This is a genomic window from Mesorhizobium sp. M1006, assembly GCF_040318825.1.
Taxonomy (GTDB): Bacteria; Pseudomonadota; Alphaproteobacteria; order Rhizobiales; family Rhizobiaceae; genus Mesorhizobium.
On the sequence record NZ_JAMYMZ010000006.1, the window covers coordinates 158,427 to 182,653 of the forward strand.

Annotated in this window: 24 protein-coding genes and 4 pseudogenes; 10 read left to right on the top strand and 18 right to left on the bottom strand. The window is 61.3% G+C overall.

Annotated elements, in window-relative coordinates; translation table 11 throughout:
• Nucleotides 1-23 precede the first annotated feature (23 nt).
• From NKH60_RS07960 to NKH60_RS07970, 3 genes are all read left to right on the top strand, one after another.
• Nucleotides 24-371 carry an ArsR/SmtB family transcription factor gene (locus tag NKH60_RS07960; RefSeq protein ID WP_352473191.1) on the top strand — a complete coding sequence of 116 codons (348 nt, stop codon included), beginning with the start codon at nt 24-26 and terminating at the stop codon, nt 369-371.
• A gap of 1 nt (nt 372) precedes the next feature.
• On the top strand, nt 373-762 hold the full coding sequence (locus tag NKH60_RS07965) for an SRPBCC family protein (protein WP_352871747.1): 390 nt from the start codon (nt 373-375) through the stop codon (nt 760-762).
• A 121-nt stretch (nt 763-883) separates the two neighbouring features.
• Nucleotides 884-1,336 carry an MAPEG family protein gene (locus tag NKH60_RS07970; protein WP_352473188.1) on the top strand — a complete coding sequence of 151 codons (453 nt, stop codon included), beginning with the start codon at nt 884-886 and terminating at the stop codon, nt 1,334-1,336.
• Between the two features lie 860 nt (nt 1,337-2,196).
• Here NKH60_RS07970 and NKH60_RS07975 read toward each other — a convergent pair.
• From NKH60_RS07975 to NKH60_RS08005, 7 genes are all read right to left on the bottom strand, one after another.
• Nucleotides 2,197-3,075, bottom strand: coding sequence for an SMP-30/gluconolactonase/LRE family protein (locus NKH60_RS07975; RefSeq protein ID WP_352542530.1), 879 nt, complete (start codon nt 3,073-3,075; stop codon nt 2,197-2,199).
• 35 nt (nt 3,076-3,110) lie between these two features.
• Complete coding sequence (gene kce, locus NKH60_RS07980; RefSeq protein WP_352686489.1) at nt 3,111-4,073, bottom strand: 3,5-dioxohexanoate:acetyl-CoA acetone transferase; 963 nt, start codon at nt 4,071-4,073, stop codon at nt 3,111-3,113.
• The gene (locus NKH60_RS07985; RefSeq protein ID WP_352473185.1) at nt 4,070-5,017 is read right to left on the bottom strand and encodes a 3-hydroxyacyl-CoA dehydrogenase; all 948 of its coding nucleotides are present in this window, start codon (nt 5,015-5,017) and stop codon (nt 4,070-4,072) included. Before NKH60_RS07985 ends, kce begins: the two co-directional genes overlap by 4 nt.
• Nucleotides 5,018-5,027: 10 nt before the next feature.
• Complete coding sequence (locus NKH60_RS07990; protein ID WP_352871750.1) at nt 5,028-5,834, bottom strand: SDR family oxidoreductase; 807 nt, start codon at nt 5,832-5,834, stop codon at nt 5,028-5,030.
• 13 nt (nt 5,835-5,847) lie between these two features.
• The gene (locus NKH60_RS07995) at nt 5,848-7,920 is read right to left on the bottom strand and encodes an ABC transporter permease (protein WP_352871752.1); all 2,073 of its coding nucleotides are present in this window, start codon (nt 7,918-7,920) and stop codon (nt 5,848-5,850) included.
• Nucleotides 7,917-9,455, bottom strand: a complete 1,539-nt coding sequence (locus NKH60_RS08000) for a sugar ABC transporter ATP-binding protein (RefSeq protein ID WP_352871754.1) — start codon at nt 9,453-9,455, stop codon at nt 7,917-7,919. Before NKH60_RS08000 ends, NKH60_RS07995 begins: the two co-directional genes overlap by 4 nt.
• A gap of 71 nt (nt 9,456-9,526) precedes the next feature.
• Nucleotides 9,527-10,654, bottom strand: coding sequence for a sugar ABC transporter substrate-binding protein (locus tag NKH60_RS08005; protein WP_352473178.1), 1,128 nt, complete (start codon nt 10,652-10,654; stop codon nt 9,527-9,529).
• A gap of 230 nt (nt 10,655-10,884) precedes the next feature.
• On the opposite strand from NKH60_RS08005, the gene NKH60_RS08010 reads away from it, so the two are divergent.
• Complete coding sequence (locus NKH60_RS08010) at nt 10,885-11,565, top strand: GntR family transcriptional regulator (RefSeq protein ID WP_352473177.1); 681 nt, start codon at nt 10,885-10,887, stop codon at nt 11,563-11,565.
• 41 nt (nt 11,566-11,606) lie between these two features.
• Here the strand turns inward: NKH60_RS08010 and NKH60_RS08015 are convergent, their stop codons facing one another.
• The 8 genes and pseudogenes from NKH60_RS08015 to NKH60_RS08050 all read right to left on the bottom strand — a co-directional run bounded on the left by NKH60_RS08015 (nt 11,607) and on the right by NKH60_RS08050 (nt 16,861).
• The gene (locus NKH60_RS08015) at nt 11,607-11,921 is read right to left on the bottom strand and encodes a hypothetical protein (RefSeq protein WP_352871757.1); all 315 of its coding nucleotides are present in this window, start codon (nt 11,919-11,921) and stop codon (nt 11,607-11,609) included.
• 97 nt (nt 11,922-12,018) lie between these two features.
• Nucleotides 12,019-12,525, bottom strand: a complete 507-nt coding sequence (locus NKH60_RS08020) for a nucleotidyltransferase domain-containing protein (protein ID WP_352871758.1) — start codon at nt 12,523-12,525, stop codon at nt 12,019-12,021.
• A gap of 596 nt (nt 12,526-13,121) precedes the next feature.
• Entirely contained in the window at nt 13,122-13,352 is a 231-nt protein-coding gene (locus tag NKH60_RS08025; RefSeq protein WP_352542561.1) for a tyrosine-type recombinase/integrase, read from the bottom strand.
• A gap of 110 nt (nt 13,353-13,462) precedes the next feature.
• Nucleotides 13,463-13,657 (bottom strand): annotated as a pseudogene (locus NKH60_RS08030) (phage integrase N-terminal SAM-like domain-containing protein); the annotation flags it as partial.
• A gap of 80 nt (nt 13,658-13,737) precedes the next feature.
• Nucleotides 13,738-14,454 carry a pentapeptide repeat-containing protein gene (locus NKH60_RS08035; RefSeq protein WP_352871760.1) on the bottom strand — a complete coding sequence of 239 codons (717 nt, stop codon included), beginning with the start codon at nt 14,452-14,454 and terminating at the stop codon, nt 13,738-13,740.
• A gap of 1,502 nt (nt 14,455-15,956) precedes the next feature.
• Complete coding sequence (locus tag NKH60_RS08040; RefSeq protein ID WP_352542932.1) at nt 15,957-16,175, bottom strand: hypothetical protein; 219 nt, start codon at nt 16,173-16,175, stop codon at nt 15,957-15,959.
• A gap of 34 nt (nt 16,176-16,209) precedes the next feature.
• On the bottom strand, nt 16,210-16,455 hold the full coding sequence (locus tag NKH60_RS08045; protein WP_352542936.1) for a hypothetical protein: 246 nt from the start codon (nt 16,453-16,455) through the stop codon (nt 16,210-16,212).
• Between the two features lie 244 nt (nt 16,456-16,699).
• Complete coding sequence (locus tag NKH60_RS08050; protein ID WP_167522729.1) at nt 16,700-16,861, bottom strand: hypothetical protein; 162 nt, start codon at nt 16,859-16,861, stop codon at nt 16,700-16,702.
• Between the two features lie 224 nt (nt 16,862-17,085).
• Here NKH60_RS08050 and NKH60_RS08055 point away from each other — a divergent pair, with 224 nt between their 5' ends.
• Complete coding sequence (locus NKH60_RS08055; RefSeq protein WP_352871763.1) at nt 17,086-17,757, top strand: Crp/Fnr family transcriptional regulator; 672 nt, start codon at nt 17,086-17,088, stop codon at nt 17,755-17,757.
• Between the two features lie 221 nt (nt 17,758-17,978).
• Nucleotides 17,979-18,442, top strand: a pseudogene (locus tag NKH60_RS08060) (DUF4062 domain-containing protein).
• Nucleotides 18,443-18,813: 371 nt separating this feature from the next.
• Here NKH60_RS08060 and NKH60_RS08065 read toward each other — a convergent pair.
• Nucleotides 18,814-19,046: pseudogene (locus NKH60_RS08065) on the bottom strand (ATP-dependent DNA ligase); the annotation flags it as partial.
• Between the two features lie 433 nt (nt 19,047-19,479).
• Between NKH60_RS08065 and NKH60_RS08070 the strand changes: the two are divergent.
• Entirely contained in the window at nt 19,480-21,225 is a 1,746-nt protein-coding gene (locus NKH60_RS08070; protein WP_352832212.1) for an adenylate/guanylate cyclase domain-containing protein, read from the top strand.
• A gap of 312 nt (nt 21,226-21,537) precedes the next feature.
• Here NKH60_RS08070 and NKH60_RS08075 read toward each other — a convergent pair.
• Nucleotides 21,538-21,915 (bottom strand): annotated as a pseudogene (locus NKH60_RS08075) (recombinase family protein); the annotation flags it as partial.
• A 433-nt stretch (nt 21,916-22,348) separates the two neighbouring features.
• Between NKH60_RS08075 and NKH60_RS08080 the strand changes: the two are divergent.
• Both NKH60_RS08080 and NKH60_RS08085 read left to right on the top strand, forming a co-directional pair.
• Nucleotides 22,349-22,777: a putative toxin-antitoxin system toxin component, PIN family gene (locus tag NKH60_RS08080; RefSeq protein ID WP_352871765.1), complete on the top strand. Its 429-nt coding sequence runs from the start codon at nt 22,349-22,351 to the stop codon at nt 22,775-22,777.
• On the top strand, nt 22,774-23,025 hold the full coding sequence (locus tag NKH60_RS08085; protein WP_352474558.1) for a toxin-antitoxin system HicB family antitoxin: 252 nt from the start codon (nt 22,774-22,776) through the stop codon (nt 23,023-23,025). Before NKH60_RS08080 ends, NKH60_RS08085 begins: the two co-directional genes overlap by 4 nt.
• Here the strand turns inward: NKH60_RS08085 and NKH60_RS35125 are convergent.
• Nucleotides 23,000-23,467: a Y4oE-related protein gene (locus NKH60_RS35125; RefSeq protein WP_502907737.1), complete on the bottom strand. Its 468-nt coding sequence runs from the start codon at nt 23,465-23,467 to the stop codon at nt 23,000-23,002. The genes NKH60_RS08085 and NKH60_RS35125 overlap by 26 nt on opposite strands.
• Before the next feature lie 214 nt (nt 23,468-23,681).
• Between NKH60_RS35125 and NKH60_RS08090 the strand changes: the two genes are divergently transcribed.
• On the top strand, nt 23,682-23,936 hold the full coding sequence (locus tag NKH60_RS08090) for a type II toxin-antitoxin system VapB family antitoxin (protein ID WP_352503673.1): 255 nt from the start codon (nt 23,682-23,684) through the stop codon (nt 23,934-23,936).
• Nucleotides 23,937-24,227 lie beyond the last annotated feature (291 nt).

The window sequence follows — 24,227 nt, forward strand, 5'->3', positions numbered from 1 at the left end:
TCGCCATATGGCTATATAGTCATATGGCAATATATGGACCCACCGGCGACCGTCTGAGCAAGGCATTCTCGGCCCTCTCCGATCCCACGCGACGCGCGATCCTGGCCCGCCTTGCGACGGGCGAAGCCACGGTGTCGGAACTGCTGGCACCATTCGAACTCAGTCAACCCACGATCTCCAAGCATCTCAAGGTGCTGGAGGATGCGGGTTTCATCGAACGCGGACGTGATGCGCAGCGGCGACCGCGCAAGCTGGTGACAACGGCTCTCAAGGATATTGCCGACTGGGTAGAGCCGTTTCGCAGCCAATGGGAAGACAGGCTCGACAATCTGGATCGCCACCTCGAAAAAATGGGCAAAAAGGAGAAGTAGCATGCTGGCAGGGATCGCGAACACCGACCTGATACTCGACCGGGACAAGCACACGATCATTCTGACGCGCGTGCTTGCTGCGCCCTGTGAACAGGTCTTTGAGGCATGGACGCAGCCGGAGCATGTGGCATGCTGGTGGGATCCATCAGGCGAACCGCTCGCACAATGCGAGATCGACCTGCGTCCGGGAGGGGCCTTCAGGTTCGTCAACCGGCATCCCCCTGGCGCCAACCAGTTCGCTGGCGTCTATCGCGAGATCGCACCGCCGCGTCATCTCGTCTTCGAAGCGGGGGGCGATCGGGCGTGTCATTCTCGACGAGACTGGCGGCAAGACGTTTCTGACGGTGAGGATCGAGTGCGGCTCGGCGGAACGGTTGGAGCAATATCTTAAAATGGGCATCGACACCGGAACGGCCAAGACATTGGACAACCTTGCCGCACATATTGGCGCGATGGCACAACGGACATCCAGCTCTCCGTCAACTGCTCCGAGCAGCGGCGAGTGACATTAGATGCAACAATCAATCTGGACAGCGGCAGATGCGGCTCTGGTGGCGTATGCCATCACCTGCGTCGTTCTATGCCTTAATCTTCTGATGCTCTGGGCTTCCAGCGGGGCGATCCGCGCGAAGGGTGGCGTGGCAATCAATCCGGAGGATGGGGCTCGCTATGGTGTACCCGTGTCAGAAATTGACCCGCCAACTGTCGCGCGGCTCCTGCGCGCACACCGCAATGCCGAGGCCACGATCTATCCATTTCTGCTGCTGGGCCTGCTCTTTGTTTTCACGGGAGGAAAGGCAGCAATTGCAATTCCCATTTTCGCAATTTTTGTAGTCGCCAGGATCGTACATTCGATAGTTTATCTGAAGGCCATGCAGCCTTGGCGCACGATCGCTTTTGCAGTCTCCCTGCTCGCAATCGTTGTCCTGATGGGCGCCGTAGTCCACGATTTGCTCTTTGCCTGAGATAGAACCGTATGTCAGTACCGAAAGCTCCAATCCTGTCGTTCACGGACGTCGTCGCCATCGAGGCCTGCGTGTCGACTAGCGAAAGACTGACGAGGACGTCTGTTTGGGGTCGAACTTGCCTATTGGGAGAGCGGACATTCGCGGACCGCCACACTGCTATAGTCAATGCTATGGATCGACTCCAGCACCTGGTGCACGCGCGGCGGCCGTGATGATTTTGTCGGGATCGTCGGTCCAGACGAAGGGCTATGACTGCAGCTTGTGGTCGATGACGAAGCGGTTGATAGCGGAAACCAACCTGCCCTCAACACAGGACTGGTGATAGCCGCACCGCCTGTCGTGCTGCCGCCATCGGTGCTCTTCGTTTTCTGAAGCGCTTTTTCGTGGACTCAATCGTAAGAGCATCGTCAGGGCGACCTGCGGTTTTCCACTATTATGATCGGCTCGTGCCCGAATTTTCTATCAACGTCGCCGCGACTCGAGTATTAGGTTCCGCTTATGGAGCGTCGACACGCCATCCGAAGGATCAGGGACGGACTTTGGGAAGTCTATGACATAGACAATGAAAAGGTTGTCTTGGTGGACAGCGTAGCTCTGACCAATTTGCGGGACGAAGAGGCACTCGATGCGTTGGAGTTGCTAATGGGTGGATTTCTTGTTGCTAGCAGGTTTCCAACGCTCGGTTGATGGTTTCTCCAGGGACATGTTCGCGCGCACGTCAGGCGAAGGCGCCTCAAGCCTCTCATTGTGGGTTCCATCAGAACCGCAGGGCACGAGCTTCCAGCGCCAGTTGCCCTGCGGCGGGACGTTGGGGTGGCACCAAGCAGGCAGGAAGGACATCGCCATTACGCACCGATTTACGCGGCAAATCTTGGCTCGGGAACTCCCGTTACGCCGAGGCCGGTGATGGCAAAAAGGCTGCCGCGTAAAACTCCGTCGCCCGGAAAGCGCGGCAGCGGCGGCTTGGCCATCGAAGTGACGTACAGGGTGTCGAGCCTCGGCCCGCCGAACATGACGCTGGTGATCTTCTTGACGGGCATGTCGATGATGCGATCAACGCTGCCGTCGGGCGCGTAGCGGACCAGCCTGCCATCATAGACCAGCGCGTTCCACAGGAATCCTTCCGCATCGACAGTTGAGCCGTCAGCCGCTCCTCCCCGGCTGGTATCGACACGCGTGAAAGTGCGCCGGTTGGTGGCGGCACCGGTTGCGATGTCGTAGTCGTAGGCCCAGATCTCGCCGGTCCAGGTGTCGGCGAAATAGAAGGTGCGGTCGTCCGGGCTCCAGCACGGACCGTTCGAGCAGATGATGCCGGAATCTATTCTGGTAACGGAGAAATCCGGATCGAGCCGGTAGAGTCCGCCGGAGGGTCCCTCTTCCATCGTGTCCATTGAGCCGGCGAAGAAGCGGCCGCGCCGGTCGACCTTGCCGTCATTGAGCCGGTTCATCGGCCTGTCCGGCTCCGGATCGTGAATCGGCGTCACCTCGCCGGTGGCGAAATCAAGCAGATGGAAACCGCGCTGCAGCGATACCACCGCGCCACCTCCGTCCTTGCGCAATGCCATCGAACCGATCTTCATCGGCACGTCCCAGCAACGGATCTCGCTCCCGTCGGCGGTTGCCCGAAACACACGCCCGTCGAAACTGTCGATCCAGTAGAGGCGCTCCTGTTCAACGTCCCACAGCGGTCCCTCGCCCAGCGTGGTCTTCACGTCCACCACGACTTCGATCTTCATGCCGTCCTCCTCTGTTCGAACCTTTCAGAAACCGGTCAGAACGCGACCTGGTCGCCGCCCTTCAATGACAGGATTTCGCGGGCCTCGTCGGGCGTTGCCACTTCCATGCCGAGGCCTTCGACGATCTTGCGGGCGAGCACCACCTGCTCGGCATTCGACTTGGCAAGCCTGCCCCTACCGGCCCAAAGACTGTCTTCGAGCCCAACGCGAATGTTGCCGCCAAGCGCTGCCGATTGTGCCGCGATGCGCAACTGGCTGGCGCCCGCACCCAGCACCGACCAGCGGAACTGGTCGCCGAACAGGCGATCGGCGGTGCGCTTCATATGGGCGACGTCTTCCGGGTGCGTGCCGATGCCGCCGAGCAGACCGAACACCGACTGCACGAAGAACGGCGGCTTCACCAGCCCGCGATCGGCGAAATGGGAGAGGTTATAGAGATGGGCGATGTCGTAGCACTCGAACTCGAAGCGCGTCCCATTGTCGTAGCAGGTTGCCAGTATGTATTCGATGTCCTTGAACGAGTTGCGGAAGACCAGATCACGCGTCGCTTCCAGATGCGGCTTTTCCCAATCGAACTTGAACGTCTCGTATTTGTCGGCGAGGTGATAGAGCCCGAAATTGATCGAGCCCATGTTGAGCGAGGCGACCTCCGGCTTGAATTGGGCGGCGGGGCGCACACGCTCCTCCACCTTCATGTAAGGACTGCCGCCGGTGGTGATGTTTATGGCGGCATTGGTGCCTTGCTTGACGCGCGGCAGGAAACGCGCGAACGCCTCTGGCGTCTGGTCGGGCTTGCCGGTCTCGGGGTCGCGGGCATGCAGATGCAGGATCGCCGCACCCGCCTCCGCCGCCGCGATCGCCTCGCGCGCGATCTGGTCCGGCGTGATCGGTAGATAAGGCGACATAGTCGGCGTGTGGATCGCCCCCGTTACCGCGCAGGTGATGATGACCTTGCCGCTGGGTTGCTGGGCGCCGGGCTTGCGGCTTGTTTGCGTCATTGTCCAAACTCCTGATCCGACTTTTTCTTGTGCGCCGCCAGCGCCATCAGCCGGCGGTCGCGCCAGACCTGCCGTTCGCCGAGTTCTTCCCGCGGCAGGCGCTTGCGGCGCTCGGCCTCGATTGTCTCCATGACCTCGCCGGCCCAGTCGACGCGGCGCAGCATCTGCGGGAAGATGTTGGAATAGATCGCCTGATAGCGCTCGACATAGTCGCGCACACCACCCGGTGCATTGAGGTCGATCGTCTCGAACGGACCCATGAACGACCAGCGCAGCGCCAGCCCGTCGCGCAGGCCAGTGTCGACGTCCTCGACGCTGGCATAGCCGTCGGCGACGAGCCGAAACGCCTCCTCCAACAGCGCGCCTTGCAAGCGGTTCATGATGAAGCCGTCGAGCTCGCGCTTCATCACCAGTGGCGCATGGCCCGCCTCGACAAGAAACGCGCGGGTCCTTTCCACCGTTTCGGCGGAGGTCCATGGCGCCGGCACCACCTCCGCTGCCGGGATGAGATAGGGCGGATTGATCGGGTGCACGACGAGGCAGCGATGGCGCCCCTCAAGATGATCGGTGAATCTCGACGGCAACAGCGCCGAGGTGGAACTGGCGATCACCGCCTGCGGACCGGAAAGTGCGTCGATGCGGGAGAACACGTCACGCTTCACCTCGAGGTTTTCCGGCGTGTTCTCCTGGACATGGACGGCATCGGCCAGGGCCTCGCCAAGCTCCTCCACAATGGTGATGCGGCCAAGCACGGTATCGACCGCCTGTCCCCGCAGCAGGTCGTTGGCGGCAAGGTCGCCGAGCACCCCAGCGATATAGTCGCGCGCACCGCTGGCCGCGGCCGGCGCCTGGTCCCACATGCGCACATCATGGCCGGCACGAGCGAAGCTGATCGCCCACGCTCGCCCGATGAAGCCGCTTCCGACAATTGCTACCTTCGCCATGATCTCCCCCTCAGAGTGTCTCGACGTTGCCGTCGACGCCGAGCGACTGGCCGGAAATGTTGATGCCCGCATCGGAAAGCAGGAAGGCCACCACCGCCGCGACATCGTATGGGCTGGTCATGCGGCGCAGCGAGATGTTCTGCAGATAACGTTGTGTCATCTCCTCGTTTGAAACGCCGAGCTGCTGTGCGCGGTCGGCAATGACCTTGTCGATGCGCGGCCCTTCGATGATGCCGGGCAAGATGGCGTTGACCCTGATCCCATGCGGTCCGAGTTCCTTGGCAAGGCTCTGGGTCAGGCCGACAACGCCGAACTTGGCAGCCGAGTACGGCGTGCGGAACGCGTAGCCATGGCGGCCGGCGGCCGAAGACATCGAGACGATCGAGCCGCCGCCCGCCGCCTTGATCAGCGGCACGGCACGGCGCGCGCACAGGAACTGACCGGTCAGGCAGATATCTATGCAGCGCCGCCAGTCTGCCGGATCGATCTCATCGACCCCGCCGGTCGGCCCGGCAATGCCGGCATTGTTGATCAGGGCGTCGAGCCCGCCGAGCTTCTTCTTGACGGTCTCGAACAGCCGGTCGACATCGTCGTCGCGCGAGACGTCCGCTTTGACTGCGCCGGCGAGTGTGAGCCTCTCTGGAGCGGCGGCCAGCGCCTCGTCGGAAATGTCGCAGATCACGACACGTGCGCCGAGCCGCGACAGTGTCTCTGCAATGGCAAAGCCGATGCCGCCGGCGCCCGCCGTGACCAGCACGCGTTGGCCTTTGATCCCGGTCAGGAATTCGTCCGCCGATGCCGGTGCGCTGGAGCTCATTATTCCATTCCTTTCATTGAATTCGCCTTTCGCGCAGCGCCATGACCGCAGCGAGCACCACCAGCCCGAACAGGATCGCCCGCGTCGCGTAAGGCAGCGTCGTGCCGGCGAGCAGCATCTGCAACGCCGTCAAAAGCAGCACGCCCCCCAGCATGCCGAGATAGTGGCCGCGCCCGCCGGTGATCAGCGCACCGCCGACGACGACTACGGCGATCGAGGGCAGCAGATAATCGTCGCCCATGCCGAGGCTGGCCTGGCCGGAAAAGCCGGTCAGCATGATACCGACGAGCCCCGCGCAGACTGCCGACAGCACATAGACGAGGATGAGCGTGCGCCCGACCGCGATGCCGGAGAGCTGGGCGGCGCGCAGGCTGTTGCCGATGCCATAAACCCGGCGGCCGAAAGCGGTGCGGCCGAGCAGCAGCACGGCAAAGACGACGAAGGCGATCATGAACAGCACCATCGGCGTCACAACGAATACCTTCCCGGTCATGAACCAGCGCAGCATCGGCGAGGAGAAGCCGGCCGGCGTACCCTGCGAGTAAAGCAGCGCGACGCCTTGCAGAATGCCGTTGGTGGCCAGCGTCATCACGATCGGCGAAATGCCGAGGAAGACGATGCCGATGCCGTTGGCAAAACCGATCAGGCAAGCTGTGAGCAGCACCGCCGGCAGCGCATAGGCAAGTGCACCATCCGAGCCGTTGACCATGCCGGCAAGCAGGATGCCCGAGAGACCGATCGTCCACGGCACCGACAGGTCGAGCCCGCCGGTGAGGATTACGCTGCCTTGCCCAAGCGCCAGGACGGCGAGGAAGCTCGACAGCACGAAAAGCGAGTTCCAGTAGGTGACGTTGACGATGGCGCGTCCGAGCCAGATCTGGGTGACGATCACGACGACGGCCAGGCAGACATAGGCCGGCAGCGCATAACGCAGCGTCTCGGCATTGCGTATATGGAAGGCCGGCTGCGGCGCCTGCTGATCGTCGGTGCTGCCACGCGCGATCCTCAGCCGCCGGTCGGTGCGATCGATCTGCGAGGGCAGCATTCCGGCGCGCCATGCGGCCAACCGCGCCCGCAGCGCACGCAGTTGGCGGGCGAGTACGGAGCCATGCGACAGCGAGCCGGCAAGCACGGCAAGGATCAGGATCGTGCCCTCGGCGATCGTCGAATAATAGGCCGAGACGTTGAGTACGAGCAGGATGTTGACGACCATCATCAGGATGTAGGCGCCGAAGACGGTGCCAACCGGCCCGCCTTGACCGCCGCCCAGCCTTGTACCGCCGACGACGACCGCCGCGAACATCGACAGCAACAACGGGTTACCGACGAGCGGATCGCCGCTGCCCGTCTGTGCGCTGATGAAGACGCCGGCGAGCCCGTAGCAGCCGCCGGCTATGACATAGACCAGGAAGCGCACGAGAACGACGCGCACGCCGACCGAAGCGGCCGCGTCCGGATCGCTGCCGACGGCATAAAGCGCCGTCCCGAAGCGTGTGCCTTTGAGCCAGAACCAGGCGAGCAGGACGACGCCGATGACCACCAGCGGCATCGGTATCCAGCCGGCGATAGCATCACCGAGATAGAAGGCGCCAAGATCGGACGAGACGAAGCCGCCCGGCTTGTCCATGACCAGCAGCGTTACCCCCTGCAGGATGAACATGGTCGACAGCGTGACGACGATAGGCTGCATGCGCAGGACGGCAATGAAGAAGCCGTTAAAGGCGCCGACCAGCATGCCGACACCAATTCCGGCCAAGGTCCACAGCGCGACACTGGTGCCGGTCGCCATCGGATCCATACCTTTTGCCAGGACGACATTGACCAGCGAGATCACCGCGCCGGCGGACAGGTCGAAACCGCCGGACAGGATGACCACCGTCTGGCCGATCGCCGCCAGTGCCGAGGTGGCGCCGCCGCTGGAGAGAAACGAAATGTCGAAATAGGTGAGCCGCCCGGCACTGACCAGATCGACGACAAGCAGGAGCACCGCAAAGACGATCGCCGCGATGATCGCGCCGCTGTGCCGCGCGAGAAGCCGCGTCAATGTCGCGGCCGGTGCCGCGGCGGGCAAACTCGTCACGCTCATTCCGCCGCCTCCCTGACCAACTCGCCTTGCCCCAGCGCCGGTCGCATGATCGCGCCTTCCGTGATGTGGTTGCCGGCAAGCTCCGCCACCAGGCGACCGTCATAGAGGACGAGCACTCGGTCGCATTGATGGACCAGCTCGGGAATTTCGGTTGAATGCAGAAGGATCGAGCCGCCGGCCGCCACATAGTCGCGCATCATCACATAGAGCTCGTGCTTGGTGCCGACGTCGATGCCGCGGGTTGGGTCGAAGAGCAGCAGGATGCGGCTCTCGGCGACCAGCCATTTGGCGATGGCGATCTTCTGCTGGTTACCGCCCGAAAACGCCCCCGCCCTCGTCCACATGGCGCGGTGGTCGACCTCGACCGCCGAGAAGGCGGACTGGACGGCCTGCGCCTCCTCGTGCCTGCTGATCAGGCCAAATCGGGTAAAACGCGCGACGACCGGCAGCGATACGTTTTGCCGGCCCGAGAGCTTCAGGAACAGGCCTTCGGTCTTGCGGTCCTCCGGCACCAGCCCGATCGCCATATTGGGCTTGAGCGCATCGGCGGGCGAGCCGAGCCACACTTCGCGCCCGTCGACCAGGATATGGCCGCGCTCGATCTCGGCCATGCCGAAGCAGGCGAGGAACAGGTCGAGTTGGCCCATGCCCTGAAGCCCGGCAATGCCGAGAATCTCGCCCTGGCGGAGGTCGAAACCGACGCCGTCGAGCTTCATGCCGGCCTTGAGATCGCGTACGCCGAGCACCGGCGGACCGAAGACCGCCTCGCTTTCGGGTTTTGGCGGAAAGGTCTGGGCGATGCTGCGACCGATGATCTTTTCGATCACTTCTCCATCCGGGACGTCGGCCACCGGCGCCGTCACGATGTGACGGCCGTTTCTGAGAATGGTCAGCGTGTCGCAGAAGGCCCGCACCTCTCGCATGCGGTGGGTGATGAACACGACCGTCGTGCCGGCGGCCTTAAGTCGCGCGATGATGCCGCCCAGCCATTCGACATCGCCGCCCGCCAGCGTCGAGGTCGGTTCGTCGAGCAGGAGGATGCGCGGCTTGCGATAGAGCGCGCGCGCGATTTCAATCTTCTGGCGGACGGCGAGATCGAGGGTCGCGACCTCGGCATCAAGATCGACCGAAAAGCCGAGATCTGAAATGTGCTGGCGCACCGCCCTGCGCGCGCTCGCCCGCCTGATCAGGCCGCTCGGGCCGACAGGCGCGTAGGGCAGCAGCATGTTGTCGAGAACGCTGAGATCGCGCACCAGCGTCATTTCCTGGAAGGCTGTCTGCACGCCTTTGGCGTGCGCGGCGCGCGGCGAACCGAGTGGCGCCGGTTCACCAAGAACGGTGATTTGCCCTTCGTCGGGCCGCACCAGTCCCGACAGCAGCTTGACGAGCGTCGACTTGCCGGCACCGTTTTCGCCGAGCAGCGCGTGCACGCTGCCCGAAACGATCTCAAAGGAGACGCCATCGAGGGCGACCGTCGCACCAAACGCCTTGCGGACGCCCTCTATGCCGACAGCTGTCGATTGCGCTGACATCATGATCCCAGTCCCGGCCTGCACGGGGTGCGTGGGAGTGCCTCCAAAGCACCCCACGCCCCATTCGGAGAGCCTTACTCCTCGGGCTGGCCGACAAGGGCGGCCGCGAGACCGATTTCAGGTGTCTGGTCGGAGAAGATCGAGGCGAACCAGCCGGGGTTGGAGACCAGCGACGGTTTGAAGGCGTTACAGCCAGCCTTCATCTCCGCCCAAGTGCCTTCGTCACAAAGCTTTATCGTGTCGTTGGTGACGACCGGCAGTGGCAGGATCGTCTTCTTGGCAACCTCCTTGCCGTCAAGCGCCTCGACTGCAAGCTTGAGGGCAAGCGCGCCGGAATAGGGCGGCGATGCATAGGAGATCCGCGGCGCGCCGAGCGGCGCATAGGGAGAGGCTGCGCCCTCGACCTCCGTGCCCTCCGGCAGCATCTGGATGCGCCCGCCATTGGAGCCCTCGCCGGCGCAAGGCAGCAATTCGCTGCTCTTCTTGCCGGCCTCGAGCTGCATGGAATTGGCGGTGAAGCAGCCGACCTGCATCCACAGCCCATTTATGTCGTCCCAGCTGCGCGTCGCCAATATCTTGGAAAGTTCGGTACGGGCCACCGCCTGGCTCCACATACCGACAGCCTCGCCCACGATCTTGATGTCGGGATGCTTGGCAAACACTTCCTTTGCGGCCTTGGTGCGCAGATCGTCGACCGAGGTGCCGGGAACGCCGGTCACTGCGATGATGTTGCCCTTGCCATTGAGCTTCTTGACCAGCCACTCCGCCGTCACGCGGCCAGCCTCTTCCTGATCGATATGGACGTTGTAGGCGCAGGGCTCTGTGATCTCGGCATCATAGGCAAACACCTTTACCCCCTTGTCGCAGGCGTTCTTCACCACCTGGTTGAGCGCTGTCGGCGAGATCGGGAAGATCACGATGGCTTCGGCACCTGCCTGCACCATCGCGTTGATCTGCTGGATCTGGCGCTGTGCGTTCGGCCCGGCCACCTGAACCTGGAGGTCGACCTTGTCGGCCATGCTCTTGTGCGACGCCATCGCCTTGACCATGTTGGCGGCCTCGGCCTGCCAATCATTGCCGATAAAGCTCATGCTGAGAAATATTTTGTGCTTTCCGGCCGCCTCGGCCGCCGACATCCCAAAGGCGCAAACAGCCATGCCGGCCAGCAGCGCGAGCCGCCGGGCTTTCGATCCGATACCCATTCGAAACTCCTCCCAATTCAGACGACCAAATGCCTCCCAAGGGCACGAAACGTGCTCCTTGTCATTCGATGCAGCTGACGGTATCATGATTTGATCAAAGATCAATGATGAAATGCTAGTGGGTAAAAGCCGGATACGCCGGCGCTTGACGCGGCAATCCGAACCTTGCATTCCGGGCACAGGCGCCGGGTAGGACAAGAGCGTCGCCGTTTGGGGAAAGGTAGGCACAGATGGCTGGGGCGGCATTCAGGAAGCCAGGCGTCGAGATCACGCCGCTGTCCCGGGAAACCCTGCAGGACAGGGTTTACCGGCACGTCACCGAGTTGATCCTCGACGGCAGTATCGTTCCAGGTGAAATGGTGACGGTGCAGAGCCTCGCAGACGCTTTCGGCGTCAGCCCCATGCCGGTTCGCGAGGCACTGCGGCGTCTGAGCGCCGCCAACGCATTGATGGTGGTTTCGGGCCGTTCTATCGGGATACCGGCATTAAGCCGCGCGCGACTCATCGATCTCAGGAACGTCAGGTTTGAGATCGAGGCGATCGCCGCCGCATGGGCGGCCGAGCGAATGGACGATCCCAGCGTGGCGCTGCTGCGCCAGCATCTGGACGCACTCGAACAGGCCAATGCCGCCGGCGACGTCAAATCCTACCTCAGGGCCAACTACGCCTTTCATTTCTCCATCTATCGAGCCGCGGGTTCGGAAAACATGCTCAACATCATCGAGAACCTGTGGCTGCAGATCAGTCCCTATTTCAACATGCTGCACGATTCTGGAAACTATTCGACCGCCAACCAGCACCATCAGCAGATGTTTGCAGCGCTGCGAGATCGCAACGCGGAAGCTGTCCGGGCCGCGGTTCGCGCTGACATCGACGCGGCTTTCACAGTGCTGATCAAACTGCTGAAGTAACATTCAGGTCGCCATAAGCGACATGCCGCCTCCATTGCTGATCAGACTTCCAGTTCTTTTTCCGCCCACTCCGCGAACTTTTCCAACTTGTCGAGCAAGCTCTCGGCTTCGGGGAGTGATTTTGCCCTGATTCCGTATTGAGCTTCGTCCTTCTCATGGAGAATGCTCCGCAACCGGCTGGCCTGCGCTGCAGGAAGGCGATTTCCAAGCGCATCGCGCATGGTTTTCACCACGGCCGCATGATCCGCGCGGTTGATCGTTCCTGCAAATCGGGCAGTGAGCGCATCGGCGTATGCTATTGCCGCATTCACGATCTGCGACATAGCCGGATTGCCGATGTCACCCGTTTCAGACATTGCACCTCCAAACGGGCAGCCTTCAAATATGAGCGGGCGATGCGCAATCGCTCCTCGCCAAAGCCTGTCTCGACTACTTTCGTCGCACCTCTTCTGGTCATGCCAACGCCTTCTGGCGAGTTTTTGTTGCGAGTTCGTCCGGGCGTGGACCCAAGACGAGCAGGGCATTTGCTTCGACGCCGCCCCACCAAGGGTCTCCCGTGCTCGACAGCCTCGCCACATCCTGCGGAGTGAGTCCCACCACCGAGGGATTGAAGCCAAGCTCTTCACCGTGGGTCACCAGTGCCTCACGGATCTCTTGGAGCGCGCTTTCTAGCTTTTCGGATTGCGTAACCACTGCGATGTCGAGATCGCTGTCTGGACGGTCCTCGCCCCTCGCCACGCTGCCGTAAATCCAGGCCGCGAGCACGTTCGGCCGAACTGCGGAGACCGCCTCAGTGACTAAAGCGCGAATGTTGGAATACCTAAGCGCCTCCTGCTCAAAGAGGGCTTCCAGTGATGTCGCCAGTGGATGGCGATCATTCAACCGATAAAGACGAGCCCTGCCCGTTCCCTCTGAAGATACGATGCCAATCCCCTCCAAGGTTGCGAGAGCAGACCACACGCTTGCCCTCGCAAGCCCGCTACGAGCCGCAAGCACGTCGACTGCCGGATATCAAATCTGATGTTTTGTTTTCTAAACAGATGTCCTGTTATCTGAGCCTTGGCGGCTGCTGCGCCGCAATCACGAATGTATCCGAAAGATGTTGATCGCCACGTTCATCCAGTCCATCGTAGGAGCAAGAGCAAGATGCCGCTCTATCTTATCCATTTCATTATCTTTTTTTTGCTTCAGTCCGTCCAATGCCCGGTCGGAAAGACTGAGTATTTCGTCAGACGGCGCTTACTCAGACATAACCTATTTTACGATTGCGCCGCCGCGACCGAAAGCCATTTGGCCACATCACATCTCTCAATGCACACACAGTGCACACGAAAGCCAACGCAGGGCCAAATCATGAATCGTTAACCGGCAAGGACGGCTTGGCGGTAGGTCGGGTTCATGAGGTCTTTGAGGCGCTTACGCTTGAGCGAGTTTGAAGGCTCGCGACGGAGCATGTTGAGCACCCCGCGGCGGATCATGGCGAGGTTGCGGGCCGAATGGTCTTTACGGACGCGGCTCTCGTCTTTGCCGTGCGACAATCAAGGCAACACGCGCTCTCAACTTGATTGTCGCGCGGCACTGCGTCCCTTGCCCTGTTCGACGCAGATAAGCATGCGTGTCGAGTCGATGTCGTCGATCTTGAGTTGCGCGACTTCGGACACGCGCAGGCCCGCGCCATAGGCGACGCCAAGTGCCGCCTTGTACTTGATGCCTTGATGCTGGATGCGGCTTCGAGCAGCCGCGCCGCTTCCTCCACGCTCAGCACGTCGGGCAGCTTGCGCTGACACCTCATGATCACCAGCGCACGCGCCAGATCCCGACGCTTCAGCGTCACGAGGGACAGGAACGGCAGTGCCGAGACCGCGCCATTGATCGTCGCAGAGCCGACGCCGCTCTCATGCTGATGCAGCTGGAATCGACGGATGTCCTCAGCCGTCGCAGTGTCGGGCGAGCGGCCAAGGAACACAGCGAAGCGCCGGACGTGACGAACGTAGTCCTGCTGGGTATGGGAGCCCAGGCCACGCATGAGCATGTCGTGCTGCATGCGCTGGCGAAGCGGAGAGATTGGTGCATCGGTCGACAGGGTAGCCATGGCGAGTTCCTCTCGCGAAGGCAGAAGTTAAAGGTTCAAATCCTGTCGGGTGCAGCATTGCACAGTTCGCTTGCCGACAACTATTCCTGCTGGAATTGACAGGGCCAATCTTCAGGCCTCGTCAAGCCAGAAGGCACCTCGGTCCGGGCGTCTCCGCAAGCCATGTTGAGCTGCCACTGGGACAGACCCGCCGAATTGGAAAGATCGACGCCCTCGATACGGGTCAGAAAGAAAAAGGCGCGGTCAAAGTCTATCGGCGCGGTGAACGTCGCTCCTCGGAAGTCCGCCCGTGCGAGATTGGCAAACGAGAAGCGGCTACCGCTGATATCGGCGTCATGGAACTGCGCACGCCCCAATTCTGCCTTTGTGAAATCAACATTGGTCAGATTGGCGCCCTGGAAATTCGAGCGCTGTATTTCCGCGCTCGCAAACACAGCGCCCTGCGCGTCCATACGGCTGAAGTCGGTCCTGTAGGCCTCGATTCTGTCGAACCGGGCGCCTTTGGCGGTCGAGTCGGCCAGGGAAGCACGCACAAGCGTTGCCTTCTCAAGATTTGCCGCAAGGAGATTGCTGTTCCTGAGGTCGGTCGAAGTGAAATCAACACCGAACAGGTTCGCCCCGCTCAGGTCTTGTCCTTCTAGGATGAGAAGCTTCTTGTCACACTCATGCCAATTGACGCCAGGCGTCGCGGCTGCGTCGCAATTGTGAGCAGCAGTGGCGTTCTGCCAAGCAAACACAGTGCAAACCGCTAGAACCAAGCCGGATGCGCCGTAAGCTCTGGTTCGCCTCAAAGTCATTGTTGCTGGACCTCTGCTACTCGCCGACACTCAACCTTACCACATCTGCTGACACTCGAGCCACCGTGACCACCGCCGTCACAGTTAGCGCATTTCTCATATTCAAGCTTTGATGTTGATCAACCGATCAACCCGCGCGTAGGGCGCGATTTGCGAGCGCCTCCCCATATCATCGGAGGCCAGCAGAGATTCATTTGTCACCGGCCAGGCGCATCATTCCGTAGGTATGCTTGACTAAGCCGAGGAGAGCGGTCGTTCAGGCTGGCGAAGTCCCTCCGCTCTGGACGTTTGTCTCGCTATTTGGGAGCCTGCTCGGATGCTGACCGCCACCGCCGCCGTCCGCTGCCGACAAGCGTGAATCCGCTCGGTTCCGCACCGATCGGTACTTCCCGACGGCGAGGTTGACCCGGCACGGGGTGCTCGTCGCATATCCTAATTCCGCTGTCGCATGAATCCCACGACTTCGCTTAGCGAAGCCGAAGTTGATCTCTGCCATCTCCCAGCTCGAAGCATCAACCCCGCATATTTGTGTCGTAAGCTGACGTGCCGCGAATACGCCTTTTTCGGTTGGCGGGCTTTATGGCGGACGCGCAATCTATTCTTGTATTTTTATCAACGTAAACAATGTCGTATGGCGGAGAGGGAGGGATTCGAACACCGCGCTTGGAAAAGGGTCCCTCTCGCGTGCAGGCCGCTTACTCTGGGCGGCAGAGTGCCCTTCCGCGCTTCGCCAAACCTGCCGTGGGAAATGCCTTGCCGTTTTTTCCGGCGGGGCTTTGATCAGATCGTGACTATTAGTGATTTATGCTGGAACTGGTTGCGGAGGTTAGAGTCGGACCTATTTGCGCCGATTAAGAAGTCCCGTCAGCAAACGAACTCGGTTACAGCACTGTATCGGCGGTATCCCTCTACCGACTCGAGCCGCGACCGTTTCTTAGTCGCGCCTACCGTTTTGCACGCCCTCCTCTGCCCAGCCGTGGCGGAAGGTTGAACCAGTTGGGCGACTGCTAGGTTCCGGACTGGAGGTAAGGTCGCTCGCTGAAAGCACGGCAGGTGGCATGCGGCACATGCGCGACAACGGCGGCGGAGGGTTTGAGAGGGCCGGAGCCCCGACAGCTTTCGGCAGTTCGAACGATATAGTCGAACGGCCGAAATCGGGGCGCAAAGCTGCCATTAAGCACAAAGATAACAAAAAGCATCGGCGATCGGCTGAAGCCGCTCCTTCTCAGTCTGCTGGCGAACCGCGTAACCGGGGCAGATTTCCGGGCGAAGGGGTTTGCAGGCGAGCGCGTTCGTGATTCACCCTATGCGTGACGCTACCACCGACTGATTCGTTTGAAGGCTGTCGCTCGCGGAACTCCGCGGGTTGGTTACTGCGCTGATCGGCGAAGTGCGCGGTCCAAACATGTTCGAAGTGGTCGATCGCAGGGCCGCGTCGCACGGTGCAGAAGGCCATGCATCGTTGATTATGCGCAAACTGCTATCGCGCGCCTAGTCGGAACTCACGCATCGAACAGTACATCACGTCTTCCGTCCCCAGCGCACCGGCGGCCTCCCCGCTCGCAATCCAAATAGACGTCTTTCAGCTGTTTGATTGGCATGTCAGCGTGAGCGAACGCAAGGTCCTGAGCGTCAGAAGCCGACAATGAAGCCGGACTGATTGCGATCAGCACGGTGCCGAGCGTCACAGGCGCGAGGGACTTAACAACTGACATGATCATTTTGAGATCCTCCCCAGCTCCCGTCGGTCAACATTCAGTCCTTGGGGTCGCAGGTGTAGTGCCGTTCGAAGGTCCCGTCCGCGCGCCGCTGCTTGTCGAAGCCGATGTAAGGCTCGATCGCGCGCTCGTGGACCAGCCAAAGGGGATCTCGGCCGAGGTGTAGCCACTGCCGGCGGCCAACCGTTTCGGGATCGAGGCCGAAGCGATCCTGGTGCGCTCGATCGTCGTGCCGGCCGCGCCTGCCTCCGCATGACGGATGGCGCGGCTTCGCAAATCGCACATGATTTCGTCACGTGAGATGCCGATGTCGCCAAGGACGTCATCGGGTAAACGGCTCAACTGGTCCGTTGCCGACAAGAGAGCTTTTCGCTCGGCGCGGAGGCGTAACCACCTGCGAAATGGACCAATGGCGGCAGCATGAATTATAACCATGATCAGATCGTCCCTTCATTGATCTGAATTGACCGGTACGGAACGGCGCGAACGGCACTCCGGGCGAGAGCGTCAGCCGTCCGCGAGGCAAATTAGGCGTAGTGGTCGATGGATTGGTTTTGCCGCGGCGTGCCCATACGGCGGGCGGTGGCTGGCCCCGGGCCACGCATGTAATAAAGCTCCGGGCGGTAGCGCGGCGCGACGAATTTGCGAAACCCCGCAGCAAGTTTTGTCACGGGAGCCAAGAATTTCATGACTGTTCCCTTTCCCTTCGCCGGCTTTCACACGAGCCGGCGGGCCTGACGTTGCAACAAGGATATGACAGTCGAACCAGGCTCGGCTGTGGGAATTCCCACACCGGGGAAAACATTGGCGAAATCCGCTCCCAGTTTGCATCCCGGAAAGCGGGGCCTGCGGCCATCAAATTTCCTTGGATAGGGAGTAAGGTGAAGTACACTTGATTGAACAAGAGACCGTTGTGACAGGCTCTCTGGCCTTCATCTCAAGACTTTGCGATGCCGACCTCGTCGCGCTGACCAAACGGTGGCACGAGCGCAGCTATCGACACAACGAGCTCATCATTTCCCACGGCGACACTGGTCGCGATGTCTTCTTCCTGCTGGAAGGACGGGCTCGCGTGACACTGGTTTCAGCGGACGGCAGGGAGATAGCGTATCGCGATGTCGAACCGGGCGACATTTTCGGGGAGCTCGGAGGCATTGACGGGATTGCACGCTCTGCCAGCGTAGTCGCGCTGGAGGCAACTCGCGCTGCACGGCTGTCCGGCACAGCATTCCGGGATATCGTGATGACCCACCCGACTTTTGCCTGGATGCTGCTTGAGCATCTGTCTGCCCAGCTCCGGCGCATGACCGAGCGGGTATTCGAATACAGCACTCTGGTCGTGCGAAAACGGCTGATCGTCGAGCTCCTGCATCGGGCGGAGAAAGCCGCACTCGTGGACGGCGAGGTGTCCATAAGCCCGGCACCGACGCATTCCGAGCTGGCGGCAACGATGAGCACGCACAGGGAAGCGGTCTCGCGCGAAATGAGCGACCTCGCCAAGAGAGGCCTGATCGAAAAGCGCGGCAGCAGGTTATTGCTGCATGACGTCTCGGCACTACGGGCGCTGGTCGACAAGAAGGAATAGCGGAGGCTGTCGCTGCGGCGGGGGGCACCGCACGTTTCATGCTCCTCGGCCGCAAGTGATTATTCCTTCCGGCAAACCGGGCAACCTAGCGTGCCAGCGCGCGGGTCGGGCTTTGATCGCTTCACCCCTTGCAAGAATCATGACTCGGCTTCTTGATGCGGGCACGGCGTTATCCCCAGCCTGCTTGCAGACTTACAAGGGGGATCGAAGGGTGAAGCCGCATGGACGTTAAATACCAGATCTTCGTCAGCTCGACCTACGCCGATTTGGTGGACGAAAGACGGTCGGTCATCGAGTCCGTTCTTAACCTCGGGCATATTCCTGTGGGATGGAGGCATTCCAAGCCAGCGACGACACTCAATGGGATTACATCAAGCGGCGCGTCGATGACAGCGACTACTACGTACTCATCGTAGCAGAGCGGTACGGCTCAGAGTTGAAGGGTAAGAACTACACCCAGAGGAGTACGAGTACGCCGTCGCCCAAGGCGTGTCTACCGGTGGCGTTTTTGCTCGAAGGCGGTGCTCGCAAGACGTGGGCCGCGGAAAAGGTCGAGTTCGATAAAAAGGCGAAACTCGAGAGATTCCGAAAGCTATATGAAAAGAAGCTCGTCAATATTGGCGCAACAAGGACGATTTGGCGGGTAAGGTTGCGATGGCTATTAGACGTTATGACCGTGGTCTGAGCGGCCGCCCGCCCTTAGTCTTTGCAGCTGTTAAGCAAACGGGGGTTGCTCGGGAGTGCCGAGCCGAGCCCCAAGCGAAGAAAGGACGAGCCATGGAGCAAGATAACGTTTTTTACGTCGGTGTCGATGTGTCGAAAGCCAAGCATGCTGTTGCGATTGCCGAGGGCGGACGCGGTGGAGAGGTCCGGTATTTCGGCGAGGCGTTCCCCGCGCGCCGTCACGGAACGTCGTAGCCGTGAAGCCGAACCGTGACGGTCCCTTCATCATGAACAAGCGTCACCTCGCCAGTCATCGTGTATCGTGTCGCGTTCGGACAGTTTCGCCATCGGCATCGCCCTCGCAAAGGCCGCCGCTGAACTGGACGTGGAAACGCCGGGAAGCGCCTGGCTGAATTGGATACGGCCACCGTCCGGGATCATCGCGGCAAGGATCTCGCGGCGGTCCTCCAGCGCCATGTCGCGCAGGTCGTGACCATTGAGATGCAGAAGATCGAAGGCGACGAATAGAGGTCGTGCTGGCGTCGGGTGATGGCTTTCCGCAAGGCTCCGAAGTCAGACAGGCCAGTCTCGTTCAATACGACGATCTCACCGTCGATGATGGCGCTCGGCGGCAACGAGCACAGAGCACCACTTTCCGACCTCACCACCTCTAAAGCGCGAACGTCTGGTGTGATGCCCGATGCGCGCGTTCGTAGGGCATCTCGCCGTTACATCGCGGTGACAAAAGCACCGCCACGGTGGCGTCAACCGGTTACCAAGGGCAGCAAATATCTCCGGCCTTGTGGGAGTGGCGTGTCAGCGCCCCAGAGGCAGCGTGGGCGTGTCGCCGGTTGGCTGTTAGCGCGGCGACTGGATCGCTCCACGCCTCGCAAGCGGGATAGCGAAATCTCGTGAAGCCAAGTCAAGCTGCGTTTTCCGTTCTCTATCGGCGACGGGCGGCGGTTGGGAGAGATGGATACCATGCACACGGGGAGTCAGGAAGTTGGCAGGACATGGACGCGGGGCGGCCCGCGTGCAGGCGCTTGGCCGAGCGGTGCAATGAACACGCAGCGCCACCTCGCAGCGATCATGGTTTGCGACGTGGTCGGCTATTCGCGCCTGACGGAGCGCGACGAGCGCGGCACGCTCGAGCGGCTGAAGATCTACCGCAAGGACCTGCTCGAACCGCTGGTCTCTGAGCACCGGGGTCGAATCGTCAAGCTCACCGGCGACGGCATGCTGTGTGAGTTCGCGAGCGTCGTCAACGCGGTGGCCTCGGCGATGGCGATCCAGCAGGCCCTGGCAGAACACGAGGCGGAGATGCCCGAGGAAGAGCGGATTCGCTTCCGCATCGGCGTCAATCTCGGCGACGTGGTTTGCGAGGAGGACGGCGACCTCTACGGCGACGGGGTCAACATCGCAGCCCGCCTCGACAGCATCGCCGACCCCGGCACCGTGGTCGTCTCAGGCACCGCCTACGACCACCTTCAGGGCAAGCTCGACTGCGGCTTCACGCCGCTCGGCAATCTGCGCCTCAAGAACATCGAGCGGCCTGTGCGCGCCTACCGCGTCGAGACCGACGCCGGCGCCTCGGTGGCTGCATCGCCTCCGCTGCCCGCGAAACCCTCGATCGCGGTTCTGCCTTTTACCAACATGAGCGGCGATCCCGACCAGGAATACTTCGCCGACGGGCTGGTGGAGGACATCATCACGGGATTGAGCCGGGTGAACTCCTTCTTCGTGATCGCCCGCAACTCGTCCTTCACCTACAAGGGCCGGGCGGTGGACCTGCGCCAGGTCGGGCGCGAGCTGGGCGTCCGCTACGTGCTCGAAGGCAGCATCCGCAGAGCAGGATCGCGGGTGCGCATCAGTGGGCAGTTGGTGGACGCGATCAGCGGACACCATGTCTGGGCCGACCGCTTCGAGGGCGACGTGAGCGACATCTTCGACCTGCAGGACAAGGTGACCGAGAGCGTCGTCGGCGCTGTCGAACCGAGCATCCGGCTGCAGGAGATCAAGCAGGCGCGCATGAAGCCGACTGACTACATCGGTGCCTACGACCTCTACCTTCGTGCGCTGCCGCGCTTCTACAGCATGACGCGCGAAGGCTTCGCCGACGTGCGCCGGCTCACCAACGAGGCGCTCAGCATCGACCCAGACTTCACCCTGGCGAAGGCACTCGGTGCCTATATCCGCAGCCTGTCGGTGAGTCAGTGCTGGCACGAGCCCGACGATATCCGCGTCGCCGTGCGCATGGCCCGCGAGGTGCTGGCGGACGCGCGAGACGACCCGACAAGCTTGCGTTTCGCCGCGCAGGTGATCGCCTACAGCGCCAAGGATTACGAGACGGCGCTGGACACGATCGTACGGTCCCTGCTCCTCAACCCCAATTCGGCGCAGGGCCATACGGGCAGCGGCTGGGTGAACGCCCATTCCGGCCACCCCCTCGTCGCGATCGAGCACTTCCACAGGGCGATGCGGCTGAGTCCGGTCGACCCCGAGAAGGGCATCGCGCTCTCCGGCATCGGGATGAGCTACCTGATGCTCGAACGCTACGAGGAAGCGCTGGCTTGGGGAGAACGAGCGCTGCGCGAGATGCCGAATTACGGCTCCTCGCACCGGGTGGTGATCATGGCGCTGGTCAAACTCAACCGGCCGGACGAAGCGCAGGCGGCGGCGCAGCGGCTGATGGAGGCGTTCCCGACCTACACGCTCGGCCTGCAGAGGCAGATCAACCCGTGGCGGGACAAGGTGTTCGCCGAGCACTACGTCGAAGCGTTGGGTATTGCCGGCGTGCCGGAGTGATCGTCGCGGCTGCAAAGATGCCCTCTCCTGCGCGTCACGTCCGGCCAGGCGACGCGCCCCTTGATCCCGTGTCGCTTCTGGAAGGATAGTTCTCTGGCCGGCTTGTCCGAGGACCGAGCCCGTAGAGCAGCTGTGAACAGCCGGCGAGCTCTCTCTTGGGTTCGCGTCGAACTTCCGTTTCCACCCTGACGAGACCTACCGACGGTCCAGACAAATGTCGCCTTCGGGTCACAACTTCTTGACCGGCGACCGTCGGCAAAGGTCCGAGAAAGATGGAAGACTGTCCTTTCAGTTGAAGCATCGAGAGGCTTACAGGAACAACGCGTTCATCGTTCCTTTGAGGCCCAAGTGCAGTTCGTCTACGGTGCCCTCGGAGAGAGTGACGATTTTGACACCGGCAAAGTGAAGTCGCTTGAAGAGGCCGGCTACGTCTTCCTGGTCGCGTGATAGGCGATCGAGTGCCTCGGTTGGAACAATCTCAAATTGCCCGCTTTGAGCGTTGGCGAGAAGCCGCTGGATGTCTGGTCGACGGATGATGCTTGAGCCGGATACGGCGGCGTCGGCATAGGTCCCAACGACAGTCCACTTCTCCCTGGCCGCGTGCTCTCGGCAAAGCCGCAGCTGATCCTCGATAGAGGCTTCGCGCTGGTTGTCGGATGAGTGACGGGCATACAGCGCGACACGGGTCATGAACCGCTCCTCTTCCTCTCGTTGCTATTGTCCGCCGCCGTCCCCATCCTCCCCTTCTGAAGGTGTTTTCTCAAGAGGATGAAGCTTGTTATCGTTGGCCGCCTGCAATTCCTCGAAATGCTCCCGAGCAACCCGCCGACCGAACAAACGGGCGATCGACAGGACGGCTCGTTCAACCATATCTCGTGCCGACATGTCAGCCCTGTAATCTTGTCGTTCCCAGGTTTGGCCTCGTCCACCATGGCATGCCCGCTCTTCTGTATAGATCGAGGGCATTGAGCGGCGTGATGATCGGCAAGACAAGTTCAGTTGCCGCGCTGTCGTAGTGTGGCGTGCAAATACTTGAGCACTGCGATTTGGAATTCCCAAGCCAGGCAATTTACGAAAAGCTCAGTCCTCTTGCAATATCGCACGCGATATCCAATATGCCTGCATGAGACTGCTTCTCGATACGGCGACCATGGTGGCGGCGATCCGAAGTGACGCTGGTGCCTCGCGCCAACTGTTGGTGGCGGCTTTGGAGCGCCGGCTGACGCTCATCGCTTCGGTGCCGTTGATGATCGAGTACGAGGCGGTCATGACAAGGCCTGAGCACCTTGAGGCTTCCGGCCTGTCGGCCGAGGATGTGAATGCGTTGCTAGATGCCGTGGCGGCCGTCGCGGAGCCGGTTCGCCTTGTCTTCCTCTGGCGACCCGCCGTGCGCGACCCGGACGACGACATGGTGCTGGAAGCGGCGGTAAACGGACGGGCGGATGCTATAGTGAAGTTCAACCTACGCGACTTCGGCAAAGTGGCCGAGCGCTTCGGTATCTTGGTCCTGTCGCCGGGCGAGGCGCTGAGACGATTGGAGAGAAAGACATGAGGAGAAGCAATTTCGCACTGCGGCTTCAGCTCTCGCTTCTGGATGAGGCGCGCAAAGTGGCGGAGAGCGAGGGCGTGCCGCTCAACCAGTTCATTAATGTGGCAGTCGCTGAGAAGCTTTCGGCGCTGCGCACGGAAAGCTACTTTCAGGAACGCGCTGCCCGTGCAGACATCCCCAAGGCGCTGCACATCCTGAAGCGGGCGGGCAAAGGGAAGGCGCCGATCAAGGGAGATGAATTGCCGGAGTAACGTACCCCGAGGGGTAGAGCGGTACGGCTCGTACCGGAGTTTGCCTGCGTCCAAAGCGGCCGCCGGGCCGAAGACTGCCGGTCAAGGCTGGCGCAGCACGCGCCATAGCGATGCGGCTCTGGCCTTGACGGGCTGACTTCGGTCCGGCGTTCTCTCGACAAGCAGGCAGCTCCCTCGTCGAACATGATTTCCCTATCGGGAAAAGCCTGGACGAACCTTCTCCGACTCTGCTCCCACTTCGGCAAAGATAGGCGAATACCCGAAACCAGAACCGGTACTCCCGTATCCGCCCGTAGCAATACGCCGACACGGCGCACCAGGCGATTGCGGTTGCGGCTGTCCTTCCCCACAGGGCTGTCGCTGCCTCTGCAGCTTCAGGCACGGTCCGTTTCTGCACGGCGGCATCGCGGTTGAAGGCATCCAACAGATTGGGATCGCTCACCGCCCGATGGTGAGACGTGCCCGCGACAAGATACGGTCGTCATCAGCTGCGAACATCCTTCGGCCGAGCAACGGCAGGCAATGACGGTGCGCCGGCTGAAACGAATTTACTATGTCCGCAGCGTCGAATATTACGCCGCCCCGCGCCGTAACGACCGAGCACTGAAAAAAGCTACACGACGCGTAATGATGGATACGCGATTGGAGCTACACATATGACCTTGAACATCCGAAACGACGAAGCTGACAAATTGGCGCGGGAGCTTGCCCGCCTCGACCGCACCAATATCACCGAAGCGGTGATATCCGCTCTCCGTGAGACAATCCGAAACCGGATGAAAAAGGAGCGGCCGCGCGAGACCGCACAGAAGATTCTGGCAAAACATGGCCTGTCTTTCCAACCTGATCGAAAGCCGGTCCCACAAGAAGCCTATCACGACCTGGATCACGATCTGCAGGGCGACGAATAAGGTTCGTGGATGCCTGTGCCATCGTGTCGATGATGGCTGGCGAGGACACGGCCGATAGCTACGAAGCCGCCTTGCTGGAAGCGCCCTCCCCCTTCACATCGACGCTCGCCGCGTGGGAGGCGATTATTGTTCTATCCTGGCCGGACCAGCTGAATTCCCCGTACAGCGCCGCCGGGGCGGTCGTGGTCAAATGGCTGGAAGCAGAAGAATCGCGCTTCGCGAGCCAGGATCGCCGCTGCGGGTACTGTCCTATGCCGTCGCGGTTGCCGAAAAACACGGAATTGGCAACGC

Excerpts from the sequence above, each read along its gene's own strand:
- NKH60_RS08040 (WP_352542932.1), bottom strand. The coding sequence starts at position 16,175 with ATGATCATGTCAGTTGTTAAGTCCCTCGCGCCTGTGACGCTCGGCACC.
- NKH60_RS07970 (WP_352473188.1), top strand. The coding sequence starts at position 884 with ATGCAACAATCAATCTGGACAGCGGCAGATGCGGCTCTGGTGGCGTAT.
- NKH60_RS08015 (WP_352871757.1), bottom strand. The coding sequence starts at position 11,921 with ATGTCTGAAACGGGTGACATCGGCAATCCGGCTATGTCGCAGATCGTG.
- NKH60_RS07960 (WP_352473191.1), top strand. The coding sequence starts at position 24 with ATGGCAATATATGGACCCACCGGCGACCGTCTGAGCAAGGCATTCTCG.
- NKH60_RS08035 (WP_352871760.1), bottom strand. The coding sequence starts at position 14,454 with ATGACTTTGAGGCGAACCAGAGCTTACGGCGCATCCGGCTTGGTTCTA.
- NKH60_RS08000 (WP_352871754.1), bottom strand. The coding sequence starts at position 9,455 with ATGATGTCAGCGCAATCGACAGCTGTCGGCATAGAGGGCGTCCGCAAG.
- NKH60_RS07990 (WP_352871750.1), bottom strand. The coding sequence starts at position 5,834 with ATGAGCTCCAGCGCACCGGCATCGGCGGACGAATTCCTGACCGGGATC.
- NKH60_RS07975 (WP_352542530.1), bottom strand. The coding sequence starts at position 3,075 with ATGAAGATCGAAGTCGTGGTGGACGTGAAGACCACGCTGGGCGAGGGA.
- NKH60_RS07995 (WP_352871752.1), bottom strand. The coding sequence starts at position 7,920 with ATGAGCGTGACGAGTTTGCCCGCCGCGGCACCGGCCGCGACATTGACG.
- NKH60_RS08010 (WP_352473177.1), top strand. The coding sequence starts at position 10,885 with ATGGCTGGGGCGGCATTCAGGAAGCCAGGCGTCGAGATCACGCCGCTG.
- NKH60_RS08085 (WP_352474558.1), top strand. The coding sequence starts at position 22,774 with ATGAGGAGAAGCAATTTCGCACTGCGGCTTCAGCTCTCGCTTCTGGAT.
- NKH60_RS08070 (WP_352832212.1), top strand. The coding sequence starts at position 19,480 with ATGAACACGCAGCGCCACCTCGCAGCGATCATGGTTTGCGACGTGGTC.
- NKH60_RS07965 (WP_352871747.1), top strand. The coding sequence starts at position 373 with ATGCTGGCAGGGATCGCGAACACCGACCTGATACTCGACCGGGACAAG.
- NKH60_RS08005 (WP_352473178.1), bottom strand. The coding sequence starts at position 10,654 with ATGGGTATCGGATCGAAAGCCCGGCGGCTCGCGCTGCTGGCCGGCATG.
- NKH60_RS08080 (WP_352871765.1), top strand. The coding sequence starts at position 22,349 with ATGAGACTGCTTCTCGATACGGCGACCATGGTGGCGGCGATCCGAAGT.
- NKH60_RS07985 (WP_352473185.1), bottom strand. The coding sequence starts at position 5,017 with ATGGCGAAGGTAGCAATTGTCGGAAGCGGCTTCATCGGGCGAGCGTGG.
- kce (WP_352686489.1), bottom strand. The coding sequence starts at position 4,073 with ATGACGCAAACAAGCCGCAAGCCCGGCGCCCAGCAACCCAGCGGCAAG.
- NKH60_RS08090 (WP_352503673.1), top strand. The coding sequence starts at position 23,682 with ATGACCTTGAACATCCGAAACGACGAAGCTGACAAATTGGCGCGGGAG.
- NKH60_RS08050 (WP_167522729.1), bottom strand. The coding sequence starts at position 16,861 with ATGAAATTCTTGGCTCCCGTGACAAAACTTGCTGCGGGGTTTCGCAAA.